24 protein-coding genes are annotated in these 22,526 nt (G+C 71.7%); 9 read left to right on the plus strand and 15 right to left on the minus strand.

Features of this window, described 5'->3' with window-relative positions:
• Window positions 1-50 precede the first annotated feature (50 nt).
• The 7 genes from ACIBN2_RS10880 to ACIBN2_RS10910 form a co-directional block, all read right to left on the minus strand.
• Window positions 51-920: a carbohydrate ABC transporter permease gene (locus ACIBN2_RS10880; protein ID WP_399133916.1), complete on the minus strand. Its 870-nt coding sequence runs from the start codon at window positions 918-920 to the stop codon at window positions 51-53.
• Window positions 917-1,906 carry a carbohydrate ABC transporter permease gene (locus ACIBN2_RS10885; protein ID WP_399133917.1) on the minus strand — a complete coding sequence of 330 codons (990 nt, stop codon included), beginning with the start codon at window positions 1,904-1,906 and terminating at the stop codon, window positions 917-919. The genes ACIBN2_RS10880 and ACIBN2_RS10885 overlap by 4 nt, the downstream gene beginning before the upstream one ends.
• A gap of 5 nt (window positions 1,907-1,911) precedes the next feature.
• Complete coding sequence (locus ACIBN2_RS10890; RefSeq protein WP_399133918.1) at window positions 1,912-3,153, minus strand: sugar ABC transporter substrate-binding protein; 1,242 nt, start codon at window positions 3,151-3,153, stop codon at window positions 1,912-1,914.
• A 160-nt stretch (window positions 3,154-3,313) separates the two neighbouring features.
• On the minus strand, window positions 3,314-4,192 hold the full coding sequence (locus ACIBN2_RS10895; protein WP_399133919.1) for an SDR family oxidoreductase: 879 nt from the start codon (window positions 4,190-4,192) through the stop codon (window positions 3,314-3,316).
• 129 nt (window positions 4,193-4,321) lie between these two features.
• Window positions 4,322-5,953 carry a phytoene desaturase family protein gene (locus ACIBN2_RS10900; RefSeq protein WP_399133920.1) on the minus strand — a complete coding sequence of 544 codons (1,632 nt, stop codon included), beginning with the start codon at window positions 5,951-5,953 and terminating at the stop codon, window positions 4,322-4,324.
• On the minus strand, window positions 5,946-6,449 hold the full coding sequence (locus ACIBN2_RS10905; RefSeq protein ID WP_399133921.1) for an SRPBCC family protein: 504 nt from the start codon (window positions 6,447-6,449) through the stop codon (window positions 5,946-5,948). The genes ACIBN2_RS10900 and ACIBN2_RS10905 overlap by 8 nt, the downstream gene beginning before the upstream one ends.
• A 195-nt stretch (window positions 6,450-6,644) precedes the next feature.
• Window positions 6,645-7,457, minus strand: a complete 813-nt coding sequence (locus ACIBN2_RS10910; RefSeq protein WP_399133922.1) for a thioesterase family protein — start codon at window positions 7,455-7,457, stop codon at window positions 6,645-6,647.
• Window positions 7,458-7,668: 211 nt separating this feature from the next.
• Between ACIBN2_RS10910 and ACIBN2_RS10915 the strand changes: the two genes are divergently transcribed.
• Together ACIBN2_RS10915 and ACIBN2_RS10920 are read left to right on the plus strand one after the other, a co-directional pair.
• Window positions 7,669-8,874 carry an MFS transporter gene (locus tag ACIBN2_RS10915; protein ID WP_399133923.1) on the plus strand — a complete coding sequence of 402 codons (1,206 nt, stop codon included), beginning with the start codon at window positions 7,669-7,671 and terminating at the stop codon, window positions 8,872-8,874.
• A 110-nt stretch (window positions 8,875-8,984) separates the two neighbouring features.
• Window positions 8,985-9,197, plus strand: a complete 213-nt coding sequence (locus ACIBN2_RS10920) for a TetR/AcrR family transcriptional regulator (RefSeq protein ID WP_399133925.1) — start codon at window positions 8,985-8,987, stop codon at window positions 9,195-9,197.
• Window positions 9,198-9,231: 34 nt separating this feature from the next.
• On the opposite strand, the gene ACIBN2_RS10925 is transcribed toward ACIBN2_RS10920, so the two are convergent.
• Window positions 9,232-9,861 carry an LUD domain-containing protein gene (locus ACIBN2_RS10925; protein ID WP_399133926.1) on the minus strand — a complete coding sequence of 210 codons (630 nt, stop codon included), beginning with the start codon at window positions 9,859-9,861 and terminating at the stop codon, window positions 9,232-9,234.
• A gap of 159 nt (window positions 9,862-10,020) precedes the next feature.
• On the opposite strand from ACIBN2_RS10925, the gene sigJ reads away from it, so the two are divergent.
• Complete coding sequence (sigJ, locus tag ACIBN2_RS10930) at window positions 10,021-10,995, plus strand: RNA polymerase sigma factor SigJ (protein ID WP_399133927.1); 975 nt, start codon at window positions 10,021-10,023, stop codon at window positions 10,993-10,995.
• A gap of 329 nt (window positions 10,996-11,324) precedes the next feature.
• Here sigJ and ACIBN2_RS10935 read toward each other — a convergent pair whose 3' ends face one another.
• The gene (locus ACIBN2_RS10935) at window positions 11,325-11,879 is read right to left on the minus strand and encodes a GNAT family N-acetyltransferase (RefSeq protein ID WP_399133928.1); all 555 of its coding nucleotides are present in this window, start codon (window positions 11,877-11,879) and stop codon (window positions 11,325-11,327) included.
• A gap of 60 nt (window positions 11,880-11,939) precedes the next feature.
• On the opposite strand from ACIBN2_RS10935, the gene ACIBN2_RS10940 reads away from it, so the two are divergent.
• The 6 genes from ACIBN2_RS10940 (at window position 11,940) to ACIBN2_RS10965 (ending at window position 17,064) form a co-directional block, all read left to right on the plus strand.
• Window positions 11,940-12,221: a hypothetical protein gene (locus ACIBN2_RS10940; RefSeq protein WP_399133929.1), complete on the plus strand. Its 282-nt coding sequence runs from the start codon at window positions 11,940-11,942 to the stop codon at window positions 12,219-12,221.
• 84 nt (window positions 12,222-12,305) lie between these two features.
• A complete protein-coding gene (locus tag ACIBN2_RS10945; protein ID WP_399133930.1) occupies window positions 12,306-12,791 on the plus strand; it encodes a DUF1877 family protein in 486 nt (161 codons plus the stop codon).
• An 89-nt stretch (window positions 12,792-12,880) separates the two neighbouring features.
• On the plus strand, window positions 12,881-14,044 hold the full coding sequence (locus tag ACIBN2_RS10950; RefSeq protein WP_399133931.1) for a sensor histidine kinase: 1,164 nt from the start codon (window positions 12,881-12,883) through the stop codon (window positions 14,042-14,044).
• Window positions 14,041-14,700 (plus strand): response regulator, encoded by a 660-nt coding sequence (locus ACIBN2_RS10955; RefSeq protein ID WP_399133932.1) that lies wholly within the window; start codon window positions 14,041-14,043, stop codon window positions 14,698-14,700. Before ACIBN2_RS10950 ends, ACIBN2_RS10955 begins: the two co-directional genes overlap by 4 nt.
• 118 nt (window positions 14,701-14,818) lie before the next feature.
• Window positions 14,819-15,457 (plus strand): GPP34 family phosphoprotein, encoded by a 639-nt coding sequence (locus ACIBN2_RS10960; RefSeq protein ID WP_399133933.1) that lies wholly within the window; start codon window positions 14,819-14,821, stop codon window positions 15,455-15,457.
• Window positions 15,458-15,483: 26 nt separating this feature from the next.
• Window positions 15,484-17,064: a carboxylesterase/lipase family protein gene (locus tag ACIBN2_RS10965; protein WP_399133934.1), complete on the plus strand. Its 1,581-nt coding sequence runs from the start codon at window positions 15,484-15,486 to the stop codon at window positions 17,062-17,064.
• On the opposite strand, the gene ACIBN2_RS10970 is transcribed toward ACIBN2_RS10965, so the two are convergent.
• The 6 genes from ACIBN2_RS10970 to ACIBN2_RS10995 form a co-directional block, all read right to left on the minus strand.
• Window positions 17,036-17,584 (minus strand): hypothetical protein, encoded by a 549-nt coding sequence (locus ACIBN2_RS10970; protein ID WP_399133935.1) that lies wholly within the window; start codon window positions 17,582-17,584, stop codon window positions 17,036-17,038. The two genes, ACIBN2_RS10965 and ACIBN2_RS10970, sit on opposite strands and share 29 nt — an antisense overlap.
• Before the next feature lie 97 nt (window positions 17,585-17,681).
• Complete coding sequence (locus ACIBN2_RS10975; protein ID WP_399133936.1) at window positions 17,682-18,761, minus strand: DUF2332 domain-containing protein; 1,080 nt, start codon at window positions 18,759-18,761, stop codon at window positions 17,682-17,684.
• 75 nt (window positions 18,762-18,836) lie between these two features.
• Window positions 18,837-19,922 (minus strand): hypothetical protein, encoded by a 1,086-nt coding sequence (locus tag ACIBN2_RS10980; protein ID WP_399133938.1) that lies wholly within the window; start codon window positions 19,920-19,922, stop codon window positions 18,837-18,839.
• Between the two features lie 42 nt (window positions 19,923-19,964).
• Complete coding sequence (locus ACIBN2_RS10985; protein WP_399133940.1) at window positions 19,965-21,281, minus strand: hypothetical protein; 1,317 nt, start codon at window positions 21,279-21,281, stop codon at window positions 19,965-19,967.
• Window positions 21,282-21,368: 87 nt separating this feature from the next.
• On the minus strand, window positions 21,369-21,593 hold the full coding sequence (locus tag ACIBN2_RS10990; RefSeq protein WP_399133941.1) for a hypothetical protein: 225 nt from the start codon (window positions 21,591-21,593) through the stop codon (window positions 21,369-21,371).
• Between the two features lie 417 nt (window positions 21,594-22,010).
• Window positions 22,011-22,526: DNA-directed RNA polymerase subunit alpha C-terminal domain-containing protein (locus tag ACIBN2_RS10995; protein WP_399133942.1), on the minus strand; the 516-nt coding region annotated here is incomplete at its 5' end.

Consider the following 22,526-nt stretch of genomic DNA (forward strand, 5'->3'; position numbering starts at 1 on the left):
GTGCGCGGGCGGGGCACGGCCGGCCGGAGTGCGTGCGGGGGCCGCGGCGGCTATTTCAGGCCGGCGGTCGCGATGCCCTGGGTGAAGTGGCGCTGCAGGACGGCGAAGACGGCAAGGACGGGCAGCACCACCAGCAGCGAGCCGGCCATGAGCATGCCGTTGCCGCCGGCGACGGTGCGGTTGGGGTCGTTGGCGAAGGTCGCGAGCGCCACCGGCAGGGTGTACTTGCCGGGGTCGTTGGTGGCGACCAGCGGCCAGACGAAGTTGTTCCACGAGCCGAGGAACGTGAAGATCGCCAGTGTGGCCAGGGCGGGCTTGACCAGCGGCAGCACGATGCGCCAGAAGATGTACCACTCTCCGGCGCCGTCGATCCTGGCCGCCTCCAGCAGCTCGTCCGGCACCGACTGCATGAACTGCCGCATCAGGAACACCCCGAAGGCGCTCGCGGCGAAGGGCAGGACGAGCCCGGCGTAGGTGTCGATGAGGTTCAGCCCGCTCATCAGCACGTACAGCGGCAGGATCAGCAGGTTGCCCGGCACCATCAGCGCGGCGAGCACCACGGCGAAGACCTTGGTGCGGCCCGTGAAGTCGAGTTTCGCCAGCGCGTAGCCGAGCATCGAGCAGAACAGCAGATTGCAGACCGTCACCAGGACGGCCACGACCAGCGAGTTCACGAAGTAGCGCGGCATGTCCAACTGGGCAAGCAGCGCATGGAAGTTGCCCAGCGTCCACCGCGTCGGAATCCACACCGGGGGACTGGCCGTCAGGTCCTGCCTGGTCTTGAAGGAGGACACCGCCATCCACAGGAACGGCGCCGCCATCACCAGCAGGCCCAGCGAGGCGAGCAGGTACAGCACGGGCCGGCGGACGCGGCCCTCGCGGCGCCGGGCGCGCGGAGCGGAGGCGGTCGGGGCGCTCATCGGGTGTTGTCCTTCAGCAGTCGGAGCTGGAGCACCGTGATGCCCATGATCACCACGAACAGGACGTACGCCATGGCGCTCGCATAGCCCATGTGGAAGAAGTTGAAGCCCTCCCGGTACATGTCCAGCGACACGGTCAGGGTGGCGTTGTCGGGCCCGCCCTGGGTCATCACGAAGGGCTCCTCGAAGACGTTCAGGTAGCCGATCGTGGTGATGACGGTGGCGTAGAGCAGGGTCGGCCGCAGCAACGGCACCGTGATGCGCCGCAGTTCGTGCCAGGCGCCCGCGCCGTCCAGCCGCGCGGCCTCCCGCACCTCGGTGGGGATCGCCTGCAGTCCGGCGATGAACAGCACCATGACGGTGCCCAGGTTCCGCCAGACGGCCAGCAGGATCAGCGACGGCATCGCCCAGGTCTGCGAACCGAGGAAGTCCGGTGTACTCGTGCCCAGTTCGGCGGCGAGACCGGCGACCAGGCCGTCGGAGGGATCGAGTACGAAGCGCCAGACGACGGCGACCGCGACGATGGAGGTGACGACCGGAGCGTAGAAGCCCACCCGGAAGAACGTACGGGCCCGGTCGATGCCGTTGTTCAGCAGCAGGGCGACCAGCAGGCCGAGCACGATGGTCAGGGGTACGCCGACGACGACGAAGTAGGCGGTGTTGAACAGGGCCGTACGGAACGTGTCGTCGCCGAACAGCTTCGTGTAGTTGTCCAGGCCGACGAAGCGCGCCTCCAGCGGTTGCCTGACGTCGCGTACGCCGAAGTCGGTGAAGCTCATCCAGAGCGTCGCCACGATCGGGAACAGCATGAAGACGCCGAACAGCGTCAGGAACGGCGTGGAGAACAGCCAGCCGTGCAGACTACGACGGGCCAGCGAGCGACTCCGCTCGCGCCGTGACCCCGCGGGCGGCGGTTGCGCGCCGCCGGCCCGGCGGGTCTTCGTCACGGCGGCGTCGTCCGCGGCCGATCCGGTCACAACAGACATCCCGGCTAACCCACCAGGCTCTTGATGGCGGACTGCGCCTTGTCCAGGGCCGCCTTCGCGGAGGACCTGCCCTGGGTGACCGCCCCGATCGCGTCGTCGACCTTGGAGGTGATCTCCGTCAGCTTGGGCTGGGCGGGCAGCGCCTTGGCGGTCTCCATCTGCTGCCGGAACACCTTCATGTCCGCGTCGCCGGCGAGCTCACCCGTCTGCCACGCCCGGGTGTTGGCCGGCAGGTCCTTGGTGCGCTCGTACCAGTCGGCCTGTCCCTTGGCTCCGGTGAGGTAGGTGATGAAGTCCTTGGCCGCGGCCTTGTGCGAACTGTCGGCGGAGATCGCGAGGCTGGATCCGCCGGCCATCGACGACGACGTCTTGTCCGCCGGTACGGGGGCCACGGCCCACTTGCCCTTGAGGCCGGGGTAGTTGTCGTTGAGCAGGCCCACCACCCACGGCCCGCTGAAGAACATGGGAACGGCTCCGGTGTTGAAGTCCTTCGTGACGTCGTAACCCGGCCGGAAGGTCTTGTCGCTCAGGCCCTTGCTGTAGTAACTGCCGTAGTTCTCGAGGGCCTTGACGGCGGCGGCGCTGTTGACGACCGGTTTGCCCCGGTCGTTGAGGATCGCGCCGCCGGCCGAGTAGAGGAAGGGGTAGAAGCTCTGCACGGCGTCCAGTCCGCTCGGCTGGATGGAAAGGGCCCACTTGGTGCCGGCCTTGTCGCGGTACGCCGTGGCCGCCTTCTGCAGGTCCGCCATGGTGGCCGGGGCATCCTTGAGACCGGCCTTCTTCGCCAGGTCGGTGCGGTAGTACAGGACGCGGGTGTCGATGTACCAGGGAACGCCGTAGGACTTGCCGTCGTAGACGCCCTGGTCCCAGGCGGAGGAGAAGAAGCCGCCCTGCTGGAAGGTCTTGGTGTCGACCGGCTCCAGAGCGCCCATGTCGGCGAACTCGCCCAGGTAGCTCGAGCCCATCTGCATCACGTCGGGGAGCTTGCCCGCCGCGGCCGCGGCGACCAGCTTCTGGTGCGCCACGTCCCAGCCGACCGGGGTCACCTTGACGGTGATGTTGGGGTGCGCCTTCTCGTACGTCTTGGCGACGTCGCCGAGCTTCTCCCCCTCCGTTCCCATGGCCCACACGGTCAGGGTCTGTTTCGCGTCGGCGCCCACGTCTGCGCCCGATCCGCCACATGCGGTCAGGGTGAGCGCGGACGCCGCCACGAGGGCGAGCGAGGCGGTTCTGGCGGCGCGGTGCATGGGGTGCTCCTCCTTGAGCCTGGCTGATGTATGCGCTGCCTGTAAGCGCATACATCACTGTGTGGGAAGCCTTGGAAGGCTGGCAAGTGGGTCGTCGGTCACGCTCTGGTAACGCCTGTGGCGGGTGATGAGGCCGCGCCGAACTCCGCTGTACGCGCCGTCACGGAGGCGGGGCGGCGGCCCGGTCTGCGTGGCCGCCGGCGCCCAGCAGGCCCGTGGGGTGCAACGACTCCGCCGCTTCCAGGCCGGGCAGTACGTGGCGAGTGCGCCGGAGTACGACGGGAGGGATCGCGGCTCGGCCCACCTGGGCCAGGCGCAGCCATGCGGGGGTGTGGACAGCGGTGCGCCGCCGCTCCACTGCGTGCACCAGGCGGGCGGCGACGGCATCTGCCGGGTGGACGCGCCGGGCGGGAGGCGGCATGTGGGCGCGTAGCTCTCGCAGGGCCGTGTTGCGGTCGGCATCGCGGATCATGTCGGTGTCGGTCCAGCTGAGGTAGGCGATGCCGACGGCCACACCGTGGTGTGCCAACTCGGCCCGCAGAGTGTGCGTGAAGGCTTCGACACCGGATTTGGAGGCGCAGTAGGCGCTCATCATGGGGGCGGCACCGATCGATGCCAGGGAAGCGATCTGCAGGTGGTAGCCGGCGGTCCGGATCAGGTCCGGCAGGAACGTCCGGGCCGTGTGGGCGCTGCCGATCAGGTTCACCTCGATCACGCGGCGCCATGTCGCGGGGTCCGACAGGGCGAAGGGGCCGACCTCGGCGACTGCGGCGTCGGCCACGACGACCGACGGCGGGCCCAGGCGCCGGCGGATCTCCTCACCGGCCTCGTCAAGAGCCGTAGCGTCGGTGATGTCCACCTGGAGGGCCAGCGCCGCGCCCGGCATGGTGGCGGCCACCGCCCGAAGTGCCGGTTCGTCGTGGTCGAGCAGGGCCGGTCGCGCGCCTCGATCGGCCAGCGCCTTCGCGAGGGCCGCTCCTGTGCCGCGTGCTGCTCCTGTCACCACGACGGTGCGGCCCTTGAGGGGGCTGTCGCTCACCGCTCGTCCCTTCTGCTCTTCCCGTCCTCCCGGCGAATCTGCTCTTCACGGCTTCCCGGCGACGGTCCGCCAGGGTGGGGTGCTGTCGTCGTCCGGTGGTGTCGTCGTCCGGGGTGCGGGACGGCGGCCTCAGCGGGGGAGTGATCGCTTGCGCCCCAGGCGGTCCCGGTGGGTCAGGACGCGTTGAGCGCGGCTGAGGCCGGTGAGCCGGTGCGAGCGCAGGGCCGCGCGGGCGGCATTGGCCCCCGGGGCCCCGTGCACCCCTCCGCCCGGGTGGGCGGAGGCGGAGGCGAGATACAGACCGCGTACGGGTGTCTCGGGACGCCCGGTGCCGGGCACGGGGCGGAAGACGAGCTGCTGGTGGAGCGCCGAGGTGCCGCCGTTGATGGCGCCGTCGTGCAGGTTGCCGTCGAGCGACTGGAGCGTGGGCGGGGCCAGGATGCGACGGGCCCGGACGAGGGAGCGGAAGCCGGGCGCGAACCGTTCGACATGGCGCTCGATCCGGTCCGCCATGATCTCCTGTTCCTTCGCGCTCCAGGTGCCCGTCAGACCCTCGTCGCCCGCGTCGGACCTGACGACGTGCGGCACGTGGGTGTACGCCCAGGCGGCCTCGGTGCCCTTGGGAGAGCGCGAGGGGTCGGCGGTCGTCATCTGTCCGAACAGGACGAAGGGGCGGTCGGGCACCTGGCCCATGGCGATCTGGGCCGCGAACCGGGTGAGTTCGTCCATGCCGTCGGCCAGATGAACGGTTCCGGCTTGCGCCGCCGCCTCGGCCTGCCAGGGCACGGGACCGTCGCACGCCCAGTCGACCTTGAACGTGGCGAAGTCCCACTCGAAGCGCTTCAGGTCGGTCATCACCTGGACCGGGAGATGTTCCTCCCCGACGAGTTCGCCGTACAGGGACGGTGCGGAGACGTCGGCCAGGACGGCGCGCCGTGCGGGCACCTTCTCGCCGTCGGCGGTGAGCACGCCGACGGCCCGTCCGCCGTGCACGAGGACGCGGCGCACCCGCCGCCCGCAGCGGAGCACGCCGCCCCGCGTCCGCAGCCGGCGGACGAGAGCCTCCGTGAGGGCGCCGGAGCCGCCGACCGGCACGGGGAAGCCGTAGGTCTGCCCGAGCATGGACATCAGCCAGCCGAAGCCGCCACTGCCCGCGGCTTCCGGCGCGAGATCGGCATGCAGCGCGTTCCCGGCGAGCAGCAGTTTGCCGCCCTCCTCCCGGAACTCCTCGTCCCCCAGCCGGCGCACCGGCGTGATCAGGGTGCGGGCCATCCGCAGGCCGCCGGCCGCCCTCAGCCGTACGGCGAGACGGGCCGTGGCGCTCAGCGGGGGGAAGGGGGTGAACAGGGCGCGCAGGATGTCGGGGCCAAGACGTGTCCACATGCCGTGCAGGCGCCGCCAGGCTTCCCCGTCGCCCGGGTGGAAGGCGTCGAGGGAGTCGGCGGTGACGTCGATGCTGCGGGCGAGGACCGCACACCTGCCGTCGGTGAGCGGATGGGCCAGCACCCGGGGCGCGTGGCTCCACCGCAGACCGTGGTTCTCGAGGCCGAGGCGCGAGATGACCGGTGACGCGGCGGCAAGGGGATAGAAGGAGCTGAAGAGGTCGCTGATGAAGTCGGGGTCGACATCCCTGTTGTGGCGCACCGCCCCACCGGGCTCCGGCTGTTCCTCCAGTACCTCTACGCTCCATCCCTCGTCGGCCAGCAGGTTGGCCGCCACGAGCCCGTTGGGGCCGGCTCCGATCACCACGGCGTCAGGCACGACCGCTGCCCATGTCGTGAGCCGCCCGGCGCCGTACCTGCCCGCTCTCCGGCCGCTCGGCCCGGGCCTCCTCCTCGCAGACGCGGGCGAGACGGGCCAGCATCGCGCGATGCCGTATCTGGATCAGCGCCTCCATGCCCACGTTGTGCAGCAGCCCTCCCGCCCCCTGCAGCGGGTGCTCGTCCACGACGACCAGGCAGTGCTCTCCCCAGGGGCGGAGCTCGATCGCGATCCGGGCCGTTCCCAGCGCACCTGCCTGCGCCTCCAGTCCCAGCTCGGAGCCCTCTTCGCAGTACCGGACGACCGTCTCGTTGGTCAGCCGCAGCGGGCCGAGAGGAACGCTGAACCCGATCGCCGAGCCCACCTGCGGCCACTGGCCGCGCACCGGCTCTGAGCCCGACGTTCCCACCACCCACTCCGCATACCGGCTGCCGTCCGCGAGTACGGACCACACGGTCTGCGGACTCACCTTGATCAAGCGATGCCGTACGGCCACACCACACCTCCAGGCAGTCCTGTGTCGGTTCATGGCCAAGTGCCCAGTACTCCGCGGCCGAACCGGGGCGAAACGGGAGCCCGGCGGAGAAACCGGCACCCGCCTTGTGTGCCGCCCTCCCGGGCGGCCATCACGTCGGCGCCCGTAGTGGTGCGCACCGGGCTGCGGGAGCGCGGCCGGCGTGGCCGGGGGGCCTCAGGCCCCCGGCTGCGGCCGGACCGTCAGGATCTGCTCGGCCGTGCCGACCGGGCCGTGGACGTCGTGCAGGATCGTGCTGGTCAGGCCCTGGCCGGTGGGGCCGAAGCTGACGGTGGTGTCCAGACCCGTCCAGGGGCCGCGGGGCTGGCGGTGGAGGTGGACGGTGAGGTCGACGTTGGGGAACATCCACGCGGTGGGCGACTGGCGCACGGCGATGCCGTTGGCGGTGTCGACCAGCGCGAGGTAGGACGCGAGCGGGCTGACCTCGGCGCCCGCGACCAGGTCCAGGGGCGTGGAGACCCAGGCGGTCGTGCGGCCCGGCTGGGGCCGGCCGACCGGGCGGACGTCCACGGAGGCGATGTAGCCGCCGGGCCAGGCGTCGGACATGCGCCAGCGGGTGAGCGATTCCGGCGGGGCGAGACGGTCGTCGGGGCCACCCGCGACCGCGGCCGTGTCCAGGGCGGCGAGGTACCAGGCGCGGGCCCGGACGACCGGACGTCCGGCGATCCGTACGACCGCTTCGAGGAGCTCGATGGTGCGGCCGGGGCGGACGGTCTCCACCTCGATCTCGCACTCGTCGAGGGCGAGGCGGCCGAGGATGTCGTAGCTGATGCGGGAGAGCAGCAGCCCGTTGTCCGGGCCCGCGGCCCGATCGCGGTCCAGGGCGTGGACGATCAGTCCGCCCAGCGGGCTGAAGTGCTGCTCGTCCGGGTCCCAGGCACCGCTCGCGTGGGCCGTCGGCTTGTAGCGGTGATCGTCTATGGCCTCGAAGTAGCTGCCCTCGGGTGAGGGCGAGGTCGAGAGGGACACGGGCCGTTTCTCCTTGCGGGCACCGGCTTGCGCGGGGCAGCCGGAGCCGTCGTCATGTCAGCTGGTCGGCACGTTACCGGCTCCGGGACGGCCCGTGCCCGTGAGAAAGTGCACAGTGCACGCACATTGTCGGCCCGTCGCCGGACAGGCGCGTCTGCCGGGCCCCGCAGCCCCGATGGCCGCTCCCCGGCGGACGATCTAGCGTCGAAGCATGTACTCGTCCCGCGCCGAGCCGGTCGTCGACACGGTGCCCGGCCTGTCCGCAGGACCGATCGCGCTGGCCTGGCTGACGCAGTTCATGGTGGGGACCGACCTCTTCGTGGTGGCGCCGCTGCTGCCGCACATCGCCGCGTCCTTCGACGTGTCCGCGACCAGCACCGGCCTGCTGATCACGGCCTTCTCCATCGCGTACGTGGTGGCCTCGCCCTTCGCCGGGTGGATCTCCGACCGGTGGGACAGGGCCACGGTTCTGGTGGTGGCCCTGGTGCTGTTCTCCGCGGCCAATGTGGGGACGGCTCTCGCGCCGGGGTTCGGTGTGCTGCTGGTGGCGCGTGTGGTCGCCGGTATCGCTGCCGCCGCGACCGGGCCGACCGTGTATGCCCTGGTCAGTACCCGTGCGCGGCCTCAGGCTCGGGCACAGGTGCTGGCCGTGGTGGGGTCGGGCCTGCTGACCGCGCTGTGGGTGGGGGCGCCCGCCGGCTCCCTGCTGGGGCGGTACGTGGGGTGGCAGGCCGCCTTCGTCATCCTGGCCGGGGGCACGCTGCTGCTGGCGTTCCCGCACGCGTTCGTCTGGCGCGCGCGACCGGTGCCGGCGGCCGTCTCTCCGGCGCGGGCGCCGCACCACGTCGGACGGCCCGGCGCCGCGGTGGCCGCCGTCGCGGTGACGACACTGTGGGCCTTCTCCGTCTACAGCCTCTACACGTTCCTGGCCGTCGCACTCCACGCCGACGGCAGATCCGCCACCGTGACGTGGCTGCTCGTCGTCTACGGCATCGGTGCCGTCGTCGGCGGGCAGGTGGGCGGCCGGTTCGCGGACCGGATCGAGGCCACGCGGGTCACCGGAGCGGCACTGGCGCTGACGGCGGTACTGGAAGCCGCCGTGGCCCTGGTCTTCTCCGTGACCTGGGCACTGGCCTGCGCGCTGGGGCTGTTCGCCTTCGCCGCCTACGCCTTCTTCCCCGCCCAGCAGCGCCATCTGGTCGATCTCTTTCCCGAGCGGGCGACCGCCGTGCTGTCGTGGAACAACAGCGCGCTCTTCGTGGGGCTGTCCCTGGCCGGTGCCGTCGGTGGGCAGGTCGTGCGTGCGCTGGACTACCCGGCGCTGCTGTACGTCGGCGCGGCCGTGGTGGTACCGGCGTGCTTTGTCGCCGCCGGTGGCCGGCCGGGGCGGACTCGCGCGGGGGTGGAACGGCCGTGACGGACACGCCGGCGCTCGCATCGCAGGTGCCGGCCGCGGCCGTCGCCGGCACGATCCAGGGGGCTCCGGGATGTCGTACGACTACTCCTTCGTCGACTGGCTCTACGAACATGGCGACTGTCCGGGGTCAGCGCGGTCGGGCCTCGTACCTCGAGCTGTTCAGGACGAAGGGGTACGCCGCCACCAAGGTCGACGACATCGCGACCGCGGCGGGCGCCACCCGCGTGACCTTCTACGCCTCCTTCCACTTCCCCTCTCGCGCCGACTTGATGAAAGCGCTGATCGACGAACTCGGGGCCAGCTGGGCGCAGTTGCTGACCTGAGTCCCCGGGCCCCGGCCTGACGGCCCCCGACGCTTCAGAATCCGATCGCTTCGCGCAGCAGCAGGACCGTGCCGCGTCCAGGCCGGTGTTCCGCGTTGAGGACGAGCAGACGGTTGACGGCGCTGGGCCACCCGTGGGCCTCCTGGGTGCGGGCGCTTTCCAGCGGGAGGCAATGCTCCTCGACGCGCCGCAGAGCCGTGGCCAGATCGGGTACGACCTTCTGCGCCCCGACGATCCAGATCGCCCGGCCGGCACCTCCGGCGTAGCCGGGCAGTTGGCTTCCACTGCCGGACGCTATGACGAGGGAGCCGGTCTCCGTGAGTGCGGCGACGCTGCCCACGATGACGTCGGGACTGGCGAGCAGCCGCCGCATGTCGTCGGCGCAGGCGACGCGGTCCATGGCCAGGACGCGTGGCCTGATGGCCCGGTACCGTCCGCCGGTGTTGATGTCCTCCTCGATGCCGGACAGGCGGAGGGTCTCGCTGGCCCCGGTGAAGACGCCGGCGCCCTCCGGTATCAGATCCCTGATGCGCGCACGCGCGGCGGCCGCGTCGGCGAGGATCTCCACGGTGAAACCGTGTGCGGTCAGCGCGGCGGCCGCCCGCTCCAGGCGCTGCGGGGGCGCCGGTTCGACGAACGGCGTTTCCGGTATTTGAGTAGTCATGACGTGTCTGAGCTTCCTGTTCGCTGGACGGCGTGTTCGCCTCAGAAGTCCGACAGCACAGGCACCCGGAATGTGAGGCGACGCACCGGCCTCACATTCGGGTGCCCTGTCCTGTCGAAACTGGCGAGGGCACACGCGACCGAAGGAGCCATCGGTGCCATGACCACCCGATCCGGACCGGAGCCAGGACGCGGGCGCGCACACGACGGGCCCGATCCGGGCCTGGACGCGATCATGAGCGAGCGCCGTCACCTGATCAACATCGCCTACCGGCTCCTGGGCTCACTGGCCGAGGCCGAGGACGCCGTCCAGGAGGCGTACGCCCGCTGGTATGCCATGTCTTCGGAGCGACGGGACGCCGTCGATTCGCCTGGCGCCTGGCTGACCACGGTCACCAGTCGCGTCTGCCTCAACCTGCTCGGCTCCGCCCGGGTCCGACGCGAGACCTACGTGGGCGAATGGATTCCCGAGCCGTTGCCCGAACGTACGGAGTGGAGCACCGCGCGGCCGGACGGGGGCGCCGTCGACCCGGCCGACCGGGTCACCCTCGACGAGTCGGTCAACCTGGCCTTCCTGGTCGTCCTCGAATCGATGACCCCGGCCGAACGCGTCGCGTTCATCCTCCACGACGTCTTCTGCCACTCCTTCGCCGAAGTGGGCGAGATCGTCGGCCGCACCCCGGCGGCCTGCCGCCAGCTGGCCTCCTCGGCCCGCCGCCGCATCCGGGCCGCGCGGCCTTCCCCGGCCCCGGCAGCCCAACACGCCGACATCGTCAGGGACTTCAAGCAGGCGTGGGAGGCCAAGGACATCGACGCCCTCATCGGACTGCTCGACCCCGATGCCACGGCGGTCGCCGACGGCGGCGGCCTCGCCACGACCTTCCTGCACCCCATCGAAGGCGGCGAGCAGATCGCGCACGCCTGGGTCGAGCTCGCCCGCAGAAAGCCCGGCGACATGACGTTCCTCGAACGCAAGGTCAACGGTCAGCCCGGTCTGGTGGCCCAGCAGGACGGCGCGACCGTGACGGTTTTCGCGTTCGACGTCGCGGGCGACCGGATCAGGCACATCTGGGTCGTACGGAACCCGGAGAAGCTCCATCGCTGGACGACGAAGACGTGCGCTGGATATTGCTGACGCACGGTCATATTGACCACGTGGGCGGGGCGTTCGCGCTGTGGCAGCTCACCGTCTCGGCGCACTCCGTCCCCGGCCAGACGCCCGGATCTGTGGGCCTACGTCCTCGTTGCTGGAGTCCGACTCGCCGTACTCCCCGTTCGCCGGCGCTGCCGAACAACTCGGCTGCACCGGCGACGGAGCGCACCACCGAGGGCGACCCCTCCACCCGCACACCCGCGCGCACAACTCTCTGCTGCCGCCGGACGCGTTCCACCTGCGGGTGGGCCGCCCGGTCACCCACAAGATCTACCGGGACGCCGCACCCCCGTCCCGGCTTGTCCTGCCGTTCACGACGAACCGGTCGGTGTGACCGGGGACCACACGCCGAACCACTGCTCGGCGCCGTACTCCTCGAACCGCTCCACCTCGGTGAACCCCAGCTTCGCCGCGAGGCGCATCGAGGCGGCGTTGGCGGTCTGGGTGGTGAGCACCACCGGCTCGCCGGGGAGTGCGGCGGCGAACCAGTCGAGTACCGCCGCGCACGCCTCGGCGGCGTACCCGCATCCCCACGCGTGGGGCAGGAACATGTAGCCGAGTTCGGCCTCACCCCCGCCCGGACGGACGTGAGCCGGACGGCCTGCGTCACGCCGGTCGAGCGTGATCATGCCGATCAGCGCTCCGTCGAGTTCGGCGACGAAGAAGCCGGGGCGCCGGCCGGGCACCTCGGGCACCGTGCGTTCGAGATCCTCGCGCGGACGCGGTCCACCGACGTAGGTGCCCACCTCCGGCGAGGCGAACAAGTCGATGAGCGCCGAACGGTCCCGGGCTTCGGACTCCCGCAGCACGAGCCGTTCGGTCTTCATCGGGGCAGGTGGCCAGGCGACGGGTCCGAGTCCATGCATGCCGGGCAACGTATCGCACGCCCGTGCCGGTGATCCGAAACTCCTCAGTACCATGCGCCCATGAGACGTCGCGCCCTTGGCCGTGTCCCCCTCTGGAGGGTGATGCTGTGCCTCGCTGCCGCCGTCCTCGCGACGTCGTGGTGGTACGCGAGCCGCACCGTGCGCCCGCACTGCGCGATCTCCATCAGTGCCCCGCCGGCCGACCTCAACGGACGCCCGTTCCCCATAACGGACTGGAAGCGGTGGACCCCTGAGCGGCGCACCGACCTGGTCTACTGGTTCGCGGTCGGTGCGGGCCGCTGCAAGCCTCCGGAACCCCGCTGGCGCCAATGGCTCGACTGAGCCCGGGCCGGGTGTCAGTGCCGTCACATACGTTCTGTGCGTGCGGCCCGGCCGGCGGGCCGCCGTAGTGGGGGACTTGTCGCGGTGAGCATCCATCTGCACCTTCGCGCCGTCGCGGAATCCGAGATCCGGAACGACCACACATGGCTCGCGGCGTTCATGTTCGAGGCTTGGCGCAACCACCCCGACGAGTACGCGGCAGGCATCGCGGACTCGATCGACAAGGTCTTCAACTCCGTCAATGATCTCTACGCCGCGGCCGACGTCCCCGGCGCAGACGTCGACGAGCCCTGGGATCTGCCGATCTACGGCGGCCGCCCCGTGGCACACGGTGCCGAAGACGACCCGTCCGACCCGCCCTTGATGATTCTGGAACCGCCTGCGGTGTCACAGGCGGCCGCCTTCCTGGCGACCGTCTCCTTCGACGAGTTGTGGAGGGTCGTCGGCCCCGGACTCGGCACCTGGGAAGAGGCCCGGCAGGAGTTCCTCGACCATCACGAAGACCTCCGCGATTTCTACGGGCGGGCGGCTTCGGCAGGCCACGCCGTGGTCAAGGCGGTGTGGGCGTAGGACGGGGGCACGTGTCGGCTGTGCGCGCACGTCGCGACGCGCTCGGCCGATGAACGGCCCCGCCCCCGACGCTGGATAGGGTCGGGGGCGTGGAGCGCAGCAGCAGGCAGCCGGACGACACGTTCGCCGGGGAAGCGCGGGGTGAGCTGTCGCCCCGGGCGGCGCGGGCGTTGTGGTGGGGGTCGGCCGGTCTGGTGCTCGGGGTCCTCGGCACCGCGGTGCTCGTCGCCGGTGCCGAGCACGGGTGGCGACTGCCCGTGGCCCTGGTCCTGGTCCTCGCGCAGGTCGGCGCCCTGCGGTGGCAGGCGCGCAACCCCGTCGCCGTGCTGGCCCTCAACGCCCTGACAGGACTCGCGGTATGGGCGCTCCTGCCCGCCGTGTCCCTGACGGGAGCGCTGCTCGCCGCGCAGGTCACGCTGTGCGTGCTGTCGGCCACCAGGCCGCGCCGGGTGTCGCTGTGGGCGCTGGCGGCGATGTGCCTGCCGGCGCCGCTGGCGTTCGGTGCGGGCGGCGCCGCCGGGCTGGCGGTCTATCTGCTGACGGTGGTCCTGGCGTGGACCGCGGGACAGTGGCGCAGGGCGCAGCGGGAACGGATGCGGGCGGAGGCGCGCCGGGCCGTCGTGGAGGAACGGGCGCGGATCGCGCGCGAGGTGCACGATGTCGTGGCGCACACCCTGTCGGTGATGGTCATTCAGGCGGGCGCCGCCGACGACGTGTTCACCGAACGCCCCGAACAGGCGCGTGAGGCACTGCGGGCCATCGAGACGGGCGCCCGCTCGGCGCTCGGTGAACTGCGGCTGCTGCTACGGGCGTTCAGGCCCGACGCGGAGGCAGGCGAACCCGGCGAACAGCCGCGGCCCTCGCTCGCGCGCCTGGACGAGCTGGCCGACACCGTGCGCGCCACCGGGATCACCGTGCACATGCACCACGAGGGTGCCGTCGACGCCCTGCCGGCCGCGGTGGACCTGGCGGCGTACCGGATCGTCCAGGAGGCCTTCACCAACACCCTGCGCCATGCGGCCGGTGCCGACGAAGTGAGCGTACGGGTGACGGCCGAAGGGGAGTGCGTGAAGGTCACGGTGGTAGACAACGGCCGTACCCGGCAGGGGAGTTCGACCATGGTGGGAGCGGGGCGCGGGCTGGTGGGGATGAAGGAGCGCGCGCGGCTCGTGGGCGGCAGCCTGCACGCCGGGCCGCTGCCCGGAGGCGGGTTCGAGGTGGCGGCACGACTGCCCGTGGAGGACGCGTCATGACGCTGCGCGTGGTGGTGGCCGACGACCAGGCCCTCGTCCGTACCGGATTCCGCATGATCATCGATGCACGGGACGACCTCGAGGTGGTCGGCGAGGCATCCGACGGCCGGACGGCGGTACGGCTGACCCGGGACCTGGCGCCGGACGTGGTGCTGATGGACGTACGCATGCCCGTCGTGGACGGCATCGAGGCGACCCGGCAGATCGTGGCGGACGGCAGCCCGGCCCGGGTGCTCGTGCTGACCACCTGGGACGTGGACGCGCACGTCGTCGACGCCCTGCGGGCCGGAGCGAGCGGCTTCCTGCTCAAGGACATCCGCCCGACCGAACTCGTCGACGCGATCCGCCTCACCGCGCGCGGCGACGCGCTCCTGGCGCCCACCGTGCTCAGTCGCGTCCTCGACCGGTTCCTGCGCACCACGCCCGACCCGGCGCCGCCGCCCTCGCTCCAGGACCTCTCCGGACGCGAGCGGGAGGTGCTCACCCTGATCGGCCAGGCCCTGTCGAACGCGGAGATCGCCGAACGGCTGGGCCTGTCGGAAGCCACCGTCAAGAACCACGTCACCGCGGTCCTGCGCAAACTGGGCCTGCGCGACCGCGTCCAGGCCGTCGTCGCCGCCTACGACCACGGACTCGTCGAGCCGCGCCGCCCCTGACGGCCCCGGGCGCCTCCTCCTCAAGGAGGAGACCGGGACGCGATCCTCCTGCGTTCCCAGTGCCGGACCGCTCCCATGGCCGATCCGCGGGCGGGGCGGCCGCCCGTAGCGTCGAAGTGTGATCGACGACCTGCCTTGCCTCATGTATCTGCTCGCCCACGACGACGCGGCCGACGGCCCCTACGACCGTCCCCGGACCCAGCTCCTGCTCCGGGCCGCCGCCCTGATCGACCTCGCGCTGCGCGGCCGGCTCAGGGAGAACGACGGCACGGCCACCGTCTCCGGCACCCGGCCGACCGGCAACCCCGTCCTGGACGGCATGCTGCACGACGCCGCCGGCGGCCACGGCTGGAAGCACCTCGTCCGCACCCACCGCAAGCGGACCCTGACGGAGGTGGAGGACCGGCTCGCCGCGGCGGGAGTCCTCACCGTGAAGGAACCCCGCACCCCCTTCGGCACCCGGCGCCTGACCGTCACGGACCAGACCGTGCCCGCCGCCCTGCACGCGCGCGTGTCCGCGGCGCTGCGCGGGGACGACGCCGTCCGGGACCTGCCCGCCGCGGACACCGCGCTGCTGGCGCTGGCCGCGGCGGGCGGCGTCCGCTCGGTCGTCTCCCGGCAGGACCAGAAGACGTACCGGGCCCGTATCGACGCCTGCACGGGAACTCTCGCCGTCCTCGCGCCCGGCCTGGAGAAAGCGGTACGCCACCTGCCGACGACCATGATCGCCGCACAGGGCGGCATGGGCGGCAGCTGACCGAACGACACGGGGAGATGATGACCATGCACCGCGTCCTGACCACACTGGGCTGCGCCCTGACCGCCGCCCTGGCGACGGCCGGATTCGCGGCACCACCGACGCAGCCCGCCCGGCCCGCCGAGGCCGCGACGGTCCGTACTCACGACGGCCTCGTGCGGGGGACCACCCACGACGGCTACCGCACCTTCGAGGGCATCCCCTACGCGGCGCCCCCGGTCGGCAGGCTCCGCTGGGCGCTGCCGCACCGCGCGGCCGCCTGGTCCGGGGTACGGGACGCGACCCGCCCGGCGAGCGCCTGCCCGCAGCCGGCCGGCGAGGTGCCCGGCGGCAGCACCGACGAGGACTGCCTCCACCTGAACGTCACGACACCCGACGGCTCACGACCGGCACACCCGCGGCCGGTGATCGTGTGGCTGCACGGCGGCGGCTTCACCACCGGAGCGGGCAGCTCCTACGACGCCCACCGCATGGCCACCCGCGGCGACGTCGTGGTCGTCACCGTCAACTACCGCCTCGGAGCACTGGGTTTCCTCGCCCACAGCGGGCTGCCCGGCTCCGGCACCTTCGGCCTGGCCGACCAGCAGGCGGCGCTGCGCTGGGTCCGCGCCGAGGTCGGCGCCTTCGGCGGCGACGCGCACAACGTGACCCTGGCCGGTGAATCAGCGGGCGGCTACAGCGTCTGCGCCCAACTCGCCTCACCTGCCGCCGCGGGCCTCTTCGACCGGGCGATCATCGAGAGCGGCCCGTGCACCGGCCGCGCCGACCGGCCCTTCGCCCCGTCCTCCGTGCCGCTGGCCACGGCGCGCGCCACGGGTGCGGACCTCACGGCCAAGGCCGGCTGCGGCTCGGCCCACGACGTGATGTCGTGCCTACGGCGCACGCCCGTCTCCTCTCTGCTGAAGGCCCAGGAAACCGACCAGCAACCCGCCTACGAAACCCCGTTGCTGCCCAGCGACCCGGCGGCGGCGATCACCTCCGGCCGCTTCCGCCACGTCCCCGTCCTCCTCGGCAACAACCACGACGAGGGCAACGGCTGGGCCGCCGGCATCATCCGGGCCGGCAACCCCGTCACCCCCGCCACCTGGCCCGACGTCGCAGCCACGTTCTTCTCCTCCCCGGGGCAGGCGAAGGCGATCGTCCGCGAATACCCGGTGCACGGCACCGACGGCGGCCCGGTCTTCGGCGCGGTCATCGGCGACGCCGACTTCGCGTGCCCGACCGCACGCACGGACAGCCTGCTCGCCACTCAAGTGCCCGTATGGCGCTACGAGTTCGCCGACGAGCACGCCCCGCCACTCACGCCCGGCACACCGCCGTTCCCGCTCGGCGCCCCGCACGCGAGCGAACTGCCCTACCTCTTCGACCTCGGCGGCCGCGCCCGCGACATGACCGCGGCGCAGCACCGCCTGGCCGACACGATGATCGACTACTGGACCGGCTTCGCCCGCACCGCCGACCCGAACGGCCCGTCGTCCCCGCCCTGGTCCCAGCGGACGGTGCAGTCCCTGGCACCGGACCACATCGTCCCGACCGGCACGGCGCAGGCCCGCCACCACTGCGCGTTCTGGGACGACCTCACGGCGCGGGGCAGCGCTTCCGGGTGAGGAAGAGTCCGGCTGCCGCCGCTCCGCCCAGTGCCCAGCAGAGCATGCCCGCCGCCACGTAGCCGAAGACGGTCAAGACGACGAACGACAGGGCGGCGAGGGTCCCCAGGACGGCGCAGGCGCGCGGCAGTCCGCCCGCCGTCCAGGCAGCCAGGAGGAATGGGTTGGTGCGCCAGGCATGGATCCCGGCGAGGACCATGACCACGATCACGATGGTGGCGACGACCGGGGAGGGGCCGTACGTCTGCCGGAACATCGATGAACGCCCGGACTGTTCGGACGTCAGCAGATGAACGACCCCCCTGATCAGCATCACCGGGCCCACCACGGCGAACACCCCGCCGGCCAGGCGACTTCGCCACACCTTGCCGCCCCTGCCCCGCCGCAGCTCGATCCATTCGAGGACGCCGCGGGGATTGATCAGCGCCACCCATCCCAGCGCGGTGGCGCCGAGCCCCCACACCAGATCGAACAGAGCTGAGTCCGGCGCCGGCATCTGCTGCGACGCGAATGTGTACATCCCTTGCCCCTCCCCGAAGCACCGACAGCGCAGTCTGACGCCGCGAGGGGGCCGTGCACCACGGCTGACGTGGGGATTTGATGCGATCTTGACGCCGCTACGGTTCCGGGAGGCGCCCGGCACTCAGCCACGCCAGCAACCGCCCCCGCGACCAGCAGCGGCCGACGGCCTCGGCATGGAGAACCGAGTGCCGGAACACCGCCACGCCGACGATGCTGTGGCCGGAGGCGCGTCGATCGCCCATCGTCGGCACCGCGGGCGCGACTCCGACCCCCTCCACCGACACCCACGCCACGGCCCGGTCGGTCGCCGCGTCGTCGAGGCGGTGCAGGAAGCGCAGGCGGTCTTCGAGGGGGAGTCGCGACAGGGCCCACGTCGTGGTGACGACCGGCAGCGCGCCCTCGGGCACCCGGGCCAGGGCTTCGGGCAGCATCTCGACCGCGTCACCCGCCAGCAGCGTCGGAGGATTTGTCGCCGCCAACGCCAGCTCCGCCGCCAACTGCGCGGCCCGCTCCGGCTGATCCGGGGGCAGACAGGCGCGCAGCCAGCGGGCGTCGTCCGCGTCGGTCACGTCGGCCGGATCGACATCGACGCCCACGCGGGTGACGACTTCGGGCATCGCCCGCGCCGGGAGAGCCCGGTCTCCCACGACCGAGGCCGAGAACCGCACGGGCGACGACGTGTCGCCCAGCACCTGCCCGTTGCTGTAAGTGACGCCCACGCGACCGACGTTGAGATTGAGCCCGGCCGAACAACCCACGTCGATCAGCCCGATCGCATCCGCGCCCACCCGGTGCGCCGCCTCGGCAACAGCCGGATGCAGTACGGCGCAACGTCCGGTCTCCCCGGCCCGCGGTGTGCGTCGTACGGCGACGGCCAGGACCTCGTCCGTCCTGCGCACCAGCGTGCCGATCGCCGCGCCGACGGCCGCGTCGCCGTCCCCGGCGGCATAGGCCGCGGCAAGCTCGGGTGCGCGTCCCGCGAGAGCCAGGTCGTGCAGCGCGGCGAGGATCACGGTGGGGTGCCGCTTACGCGCCGGCGCCGACTCGATGGCACGCAGGGCCACTTCGGACTCACTCAGGGCGACGGCGACGCGCTCGTACAGTGGCGACGTCCCGGCGACATCGACCTCACCGAAGTGCCGGTACACCTGCGCGAGCGTGCGGCCTTTCCCCACGGGTACGGCGCCTCCTGCGATCGGTCCTTGCACCTGGCGAGCCTAGCCAACCCGCGGCCGGGCAGGCGCCGGCCGCTAGTCGGCCATCAGGTCGTTCTCGACGGCGGGTGCAAGCCGGGCGATCCGGCGCTCCGTCTCGGCCGGTTCCAGAATCCGGTCGAGGCGGAGGTTCGGCATCATGTCCTCGAACACCCGGCCCACTTGCAGGGCGTAGTGGCCGTTCGGCGGGTGCAGCACGAGGACGCGGGTGCCGTCGAGGAGACCGATGTCGGCGGGCACACCTTCCGGGCTGACGTAGGCCCCCTGGCCGTCGAAGAGGCGGAAGCAGCGGATCGCCGGGTCGGCGGGGCCGAGGCGAGGATTGCCGCCGGTCGCCGCCTCCACCCAGGACCGCGCGGGACGGTCCCCGGCGACCAGACCCTGTCCGGGGTCCCCGACGAGGCGATCCGCCAGGAGGATGTGCAACTGGCCGTTGTCCCCGACACCGCTCATCGTCAGGGCGTATCCCCGCTGCGTGCGAGGGTCGATGACCTCCAGCGGCTCGTCGTCGAGGACGGCGGCCAGCGCGCCGACCCAAGCAGCCGGCTGGGACCGGTGGGCGACCGCGGCAGCGTGTTCACGCAACTCGGCCTTGACGTCGCCGGGGACGGCCGCGCGGAAACCTGCGTCCCCCATGACGGTGATCAGGGCCTTGAGCCAGTGCTCCATGTCGAACCAGGACAAGGCGATCCGGGTCATGGTGTTCTTGTCGACTCCCCGGCGCCACCGGGTCGCTCCGGTCAGCGTCCCCACCAGGCGGCCGGTGCTGGCGCTCACCGGCTCGGGCAGCGGACGACCGGGGGCCGCTTTGCCCCAGAACTCCGGCACAGACTCGTTCAGCATCATGGCTTCCGAGGCGCGCCGCGGCAGTACGTCGGCGAGGGCCATGGGGGACGCGCCCCACTCGACGCAGGCGCCCGCCAGAACCGCCGTCATGGCGAAGTCCCCACCCAGGCCCGGCAGCAAGGGCGCGAGGGCGTCCACGGCGGCCGTCAGGCTCTCGGGGCCTCCCGCCCGAGCCGTGTCCGCGAGCCGCTTCATCGCGGCCCGGTACGCGGGAGCGGAGCCGGACTTCATCTCTGTGACGAGTTCATCGACCAGGCGCTGTATCTCCGAGGGCACGACGGGACGTTAGCAGCGTTGATCGTCCGGCCGGAGCCCGCATCATCGCCTCGGCGTGAGGCCGGCGCCGCGTATCCGCCGCAGGTGCCCCTTGCGGTCGGCCTTTCCCTCGTAGCCGTCCGGCATCCTCCTGCCGCCGAACCAGAGCTCCGGCGCCCAGGTCCGACAGGCTTCGGCCACCGCGTGCCGGGACGGGCCGGGCCACACGGCCATGCGATAGCGCACGCGGGGCAGGCCGGGCCGCAGGGGTTCGTCGTCGCGCACGTACGGCCACAGCAACGGATCATCGCGGTCGATCTCGCCCTTGGGGCAGAGTTCCAGCGTGTGCAGCCCGGGCGACGCATAGATGCCGGCGCCGGCGAGCGAGTCCCACGGTACGGTCGCGGCCTGTCCGCGCCGGGTGACATGGACGCCCGCGGAGTCCATGACGATGCGCCGGTCCCAGTCCCCCCATGCGCTGCGGGCCAGCAGTGCGAGCGCCCAGGCCGTGAGCAGCGTGACAGCGACGGCGAGCCCCTGACGTACGAAGGCGCCCGTGTCGTTCCCCTGCCATGGCCGGAGCGCCCGGACGGCCCACGTGCACAGCAGGGCCATCACCAGGGCGACGCCCAGACGGCGACGTTGCAGCACGATGCTGCGGGAGACGACCACCTTCTCGTCGATCACGACGGCGTCGAACACGAGCGCGGCGCGCGTCTCGCGCGTCACCGCGTGGGTCCCTTCGGCCGCTCGCGTGTCGGTTCCTTCAGCCGTCCGCTCTCGGTGGCCCGTGTGGTCCGGGCTGCCCGCGTACGACAGGGGCTGCTCCTTTCGCCCGAACCACAGGCCGGGTGGTGCCCACTGCCGGAGAGCCTTCTCGTACGCCGCGTGGGAGTCCCCCACGTCGATGCGGTAGCGAAGCCGTGGCAGACCGGGCCGAAGAGGGTCCGTGTCACGGACGAACTGCCTCAGCAGCGGATCGTCACCGTCGATCTCGTGGCTGGGGCACAGCTCCACGCTGTGGATCCGGGTGTTCCTGCCGCGTGCCCAGTAGATGCCCACCCCTGCCAGTGAGTCCCAGCGGATCACCGCGGCTTCCTTGCCGCGCATCCACCAGAAACCGGTCGCGTCGAAGGCCGTGACCCAGCGGCGGGCCCGCCAGCGGAAGGCGATCTGGACCACGCCGACGACGCCGACTCCGAGCAACAGGGCCACTGTCATCCAGCCGATGACGGGGAGACCGCCGTTCGTCATCGCCAGCCAGATCCCGGCGCAACCGAAGCTGGTCGCCACCAGGTCGAACGGCAGCCTGTACAGAAGGCGCCGCAGTCCGTACCGAACGAAGGTCGCGTCCTGCGCCGGCCAGCCATCAAGGATCATGGCCGGGGACTGTAATCGCCCGGGGGCTCAGCCGAACAGGTCCCGTACCACCACCCCTGCCATGCCAAGGCTGTCGCCCGCGGCAGGTCAGCCGGTCGTCTCCGGACCCCACCGCTCAGGCCCCACCCCGCGCCAGTCGATCCACGGCACCCCCGCCACGTCCGACGGGTCGATCTCCAGTCCGGCCCGGCGGAGGAACTCCGCGACGTCGGCCACGTTGTGCGCGAGTCCGAGGATCTCGCCGTCCACGCGTACGCGCCGGCCGCCGGTGGGCGACGGCGGGTGCACGATCACGCGAATCGGCCCGGACATGTCTTCAGGATCATCCGCGGCCTGCGGCTCCGCATTCCAGCGCGTCATCGATGAAGCCGCTCGCGCACGGGCCCGCCCGTCCTTCCCAGGTCACGGAGCTCCCACCACGCCGCGGGACTCGGTCGCCGATGCTGCCAGTAGGGGTGGAAGAACGTCTGGTTCGACAGCTGGTACAGACGCCGTCGCAGCTCGGTACAGCCAGGTCGCTGGGCTAGCCGGCGGTACGTGGCGCTCCACTCCTGCTGAGCCCGCGCGAGGTCGTCGGGGAACATTCGCATGACCGAATTCAATCATGTGTTCGATTTTTTAGGCCAGCGAGGAGATCGGGACGGACAGCGAACGGCCCCCTCGGAGTGATTCCGAGGGGGCCGTCCTGTGCCGTCAGGCACCGATGAGAGCCGACTTGTCAGGCGGCACTCAGTACTGCTCGGTCTCCATGAAGCCCGTGCTCGAGTTGTCGTCCGCGTCGAAGGCGTCCACGGCGGCGGTCGGGTCGAATCCGGGCGGGCTGTCCTTCAGGGCCAGGCCCAGGCCGGCCAGCTTCGCCTTGACCTCGTCGATCGACTTCGCACCGAAGTTGCGGATGTCGAGCAGGTCGGCCTCGGAGCGCGCCAGGAGCTCGCCCACGGAGTGGACGCCCTCACGCTTGAGGCAGTTGTAGGAACGGACCGTGAGCTCGAGCTCCTCGATCGGCAGGGCCATGTCGGCGGCCAGGGCGGCGTCCGTGGGGGACGGGCCCATGTCGATGCCCTCGGCGTCGATGTTCAGCTCGCGGGCGAGACCGAACAGCTCGACCAGGGTCTTGCCGGCCGACGCCATCGAGTCGCGCGGGCGCATGGCCTGCTTGGTCTCGACGTCGACGATCAGCTTGTCGAAGTCGGTGCGCTGCTCGACACGGGTCGCCTCGACCTTGTACGTGACCTTCAGCACCGG

The organism is Streptomyces sp. NPDC050534, assembly GCF_044457745.1.
GTDB lineage: Bacteria > Actinomycetota > Actinomycetes > Streptomycetales > Streptomycetaceae > Streptomyces.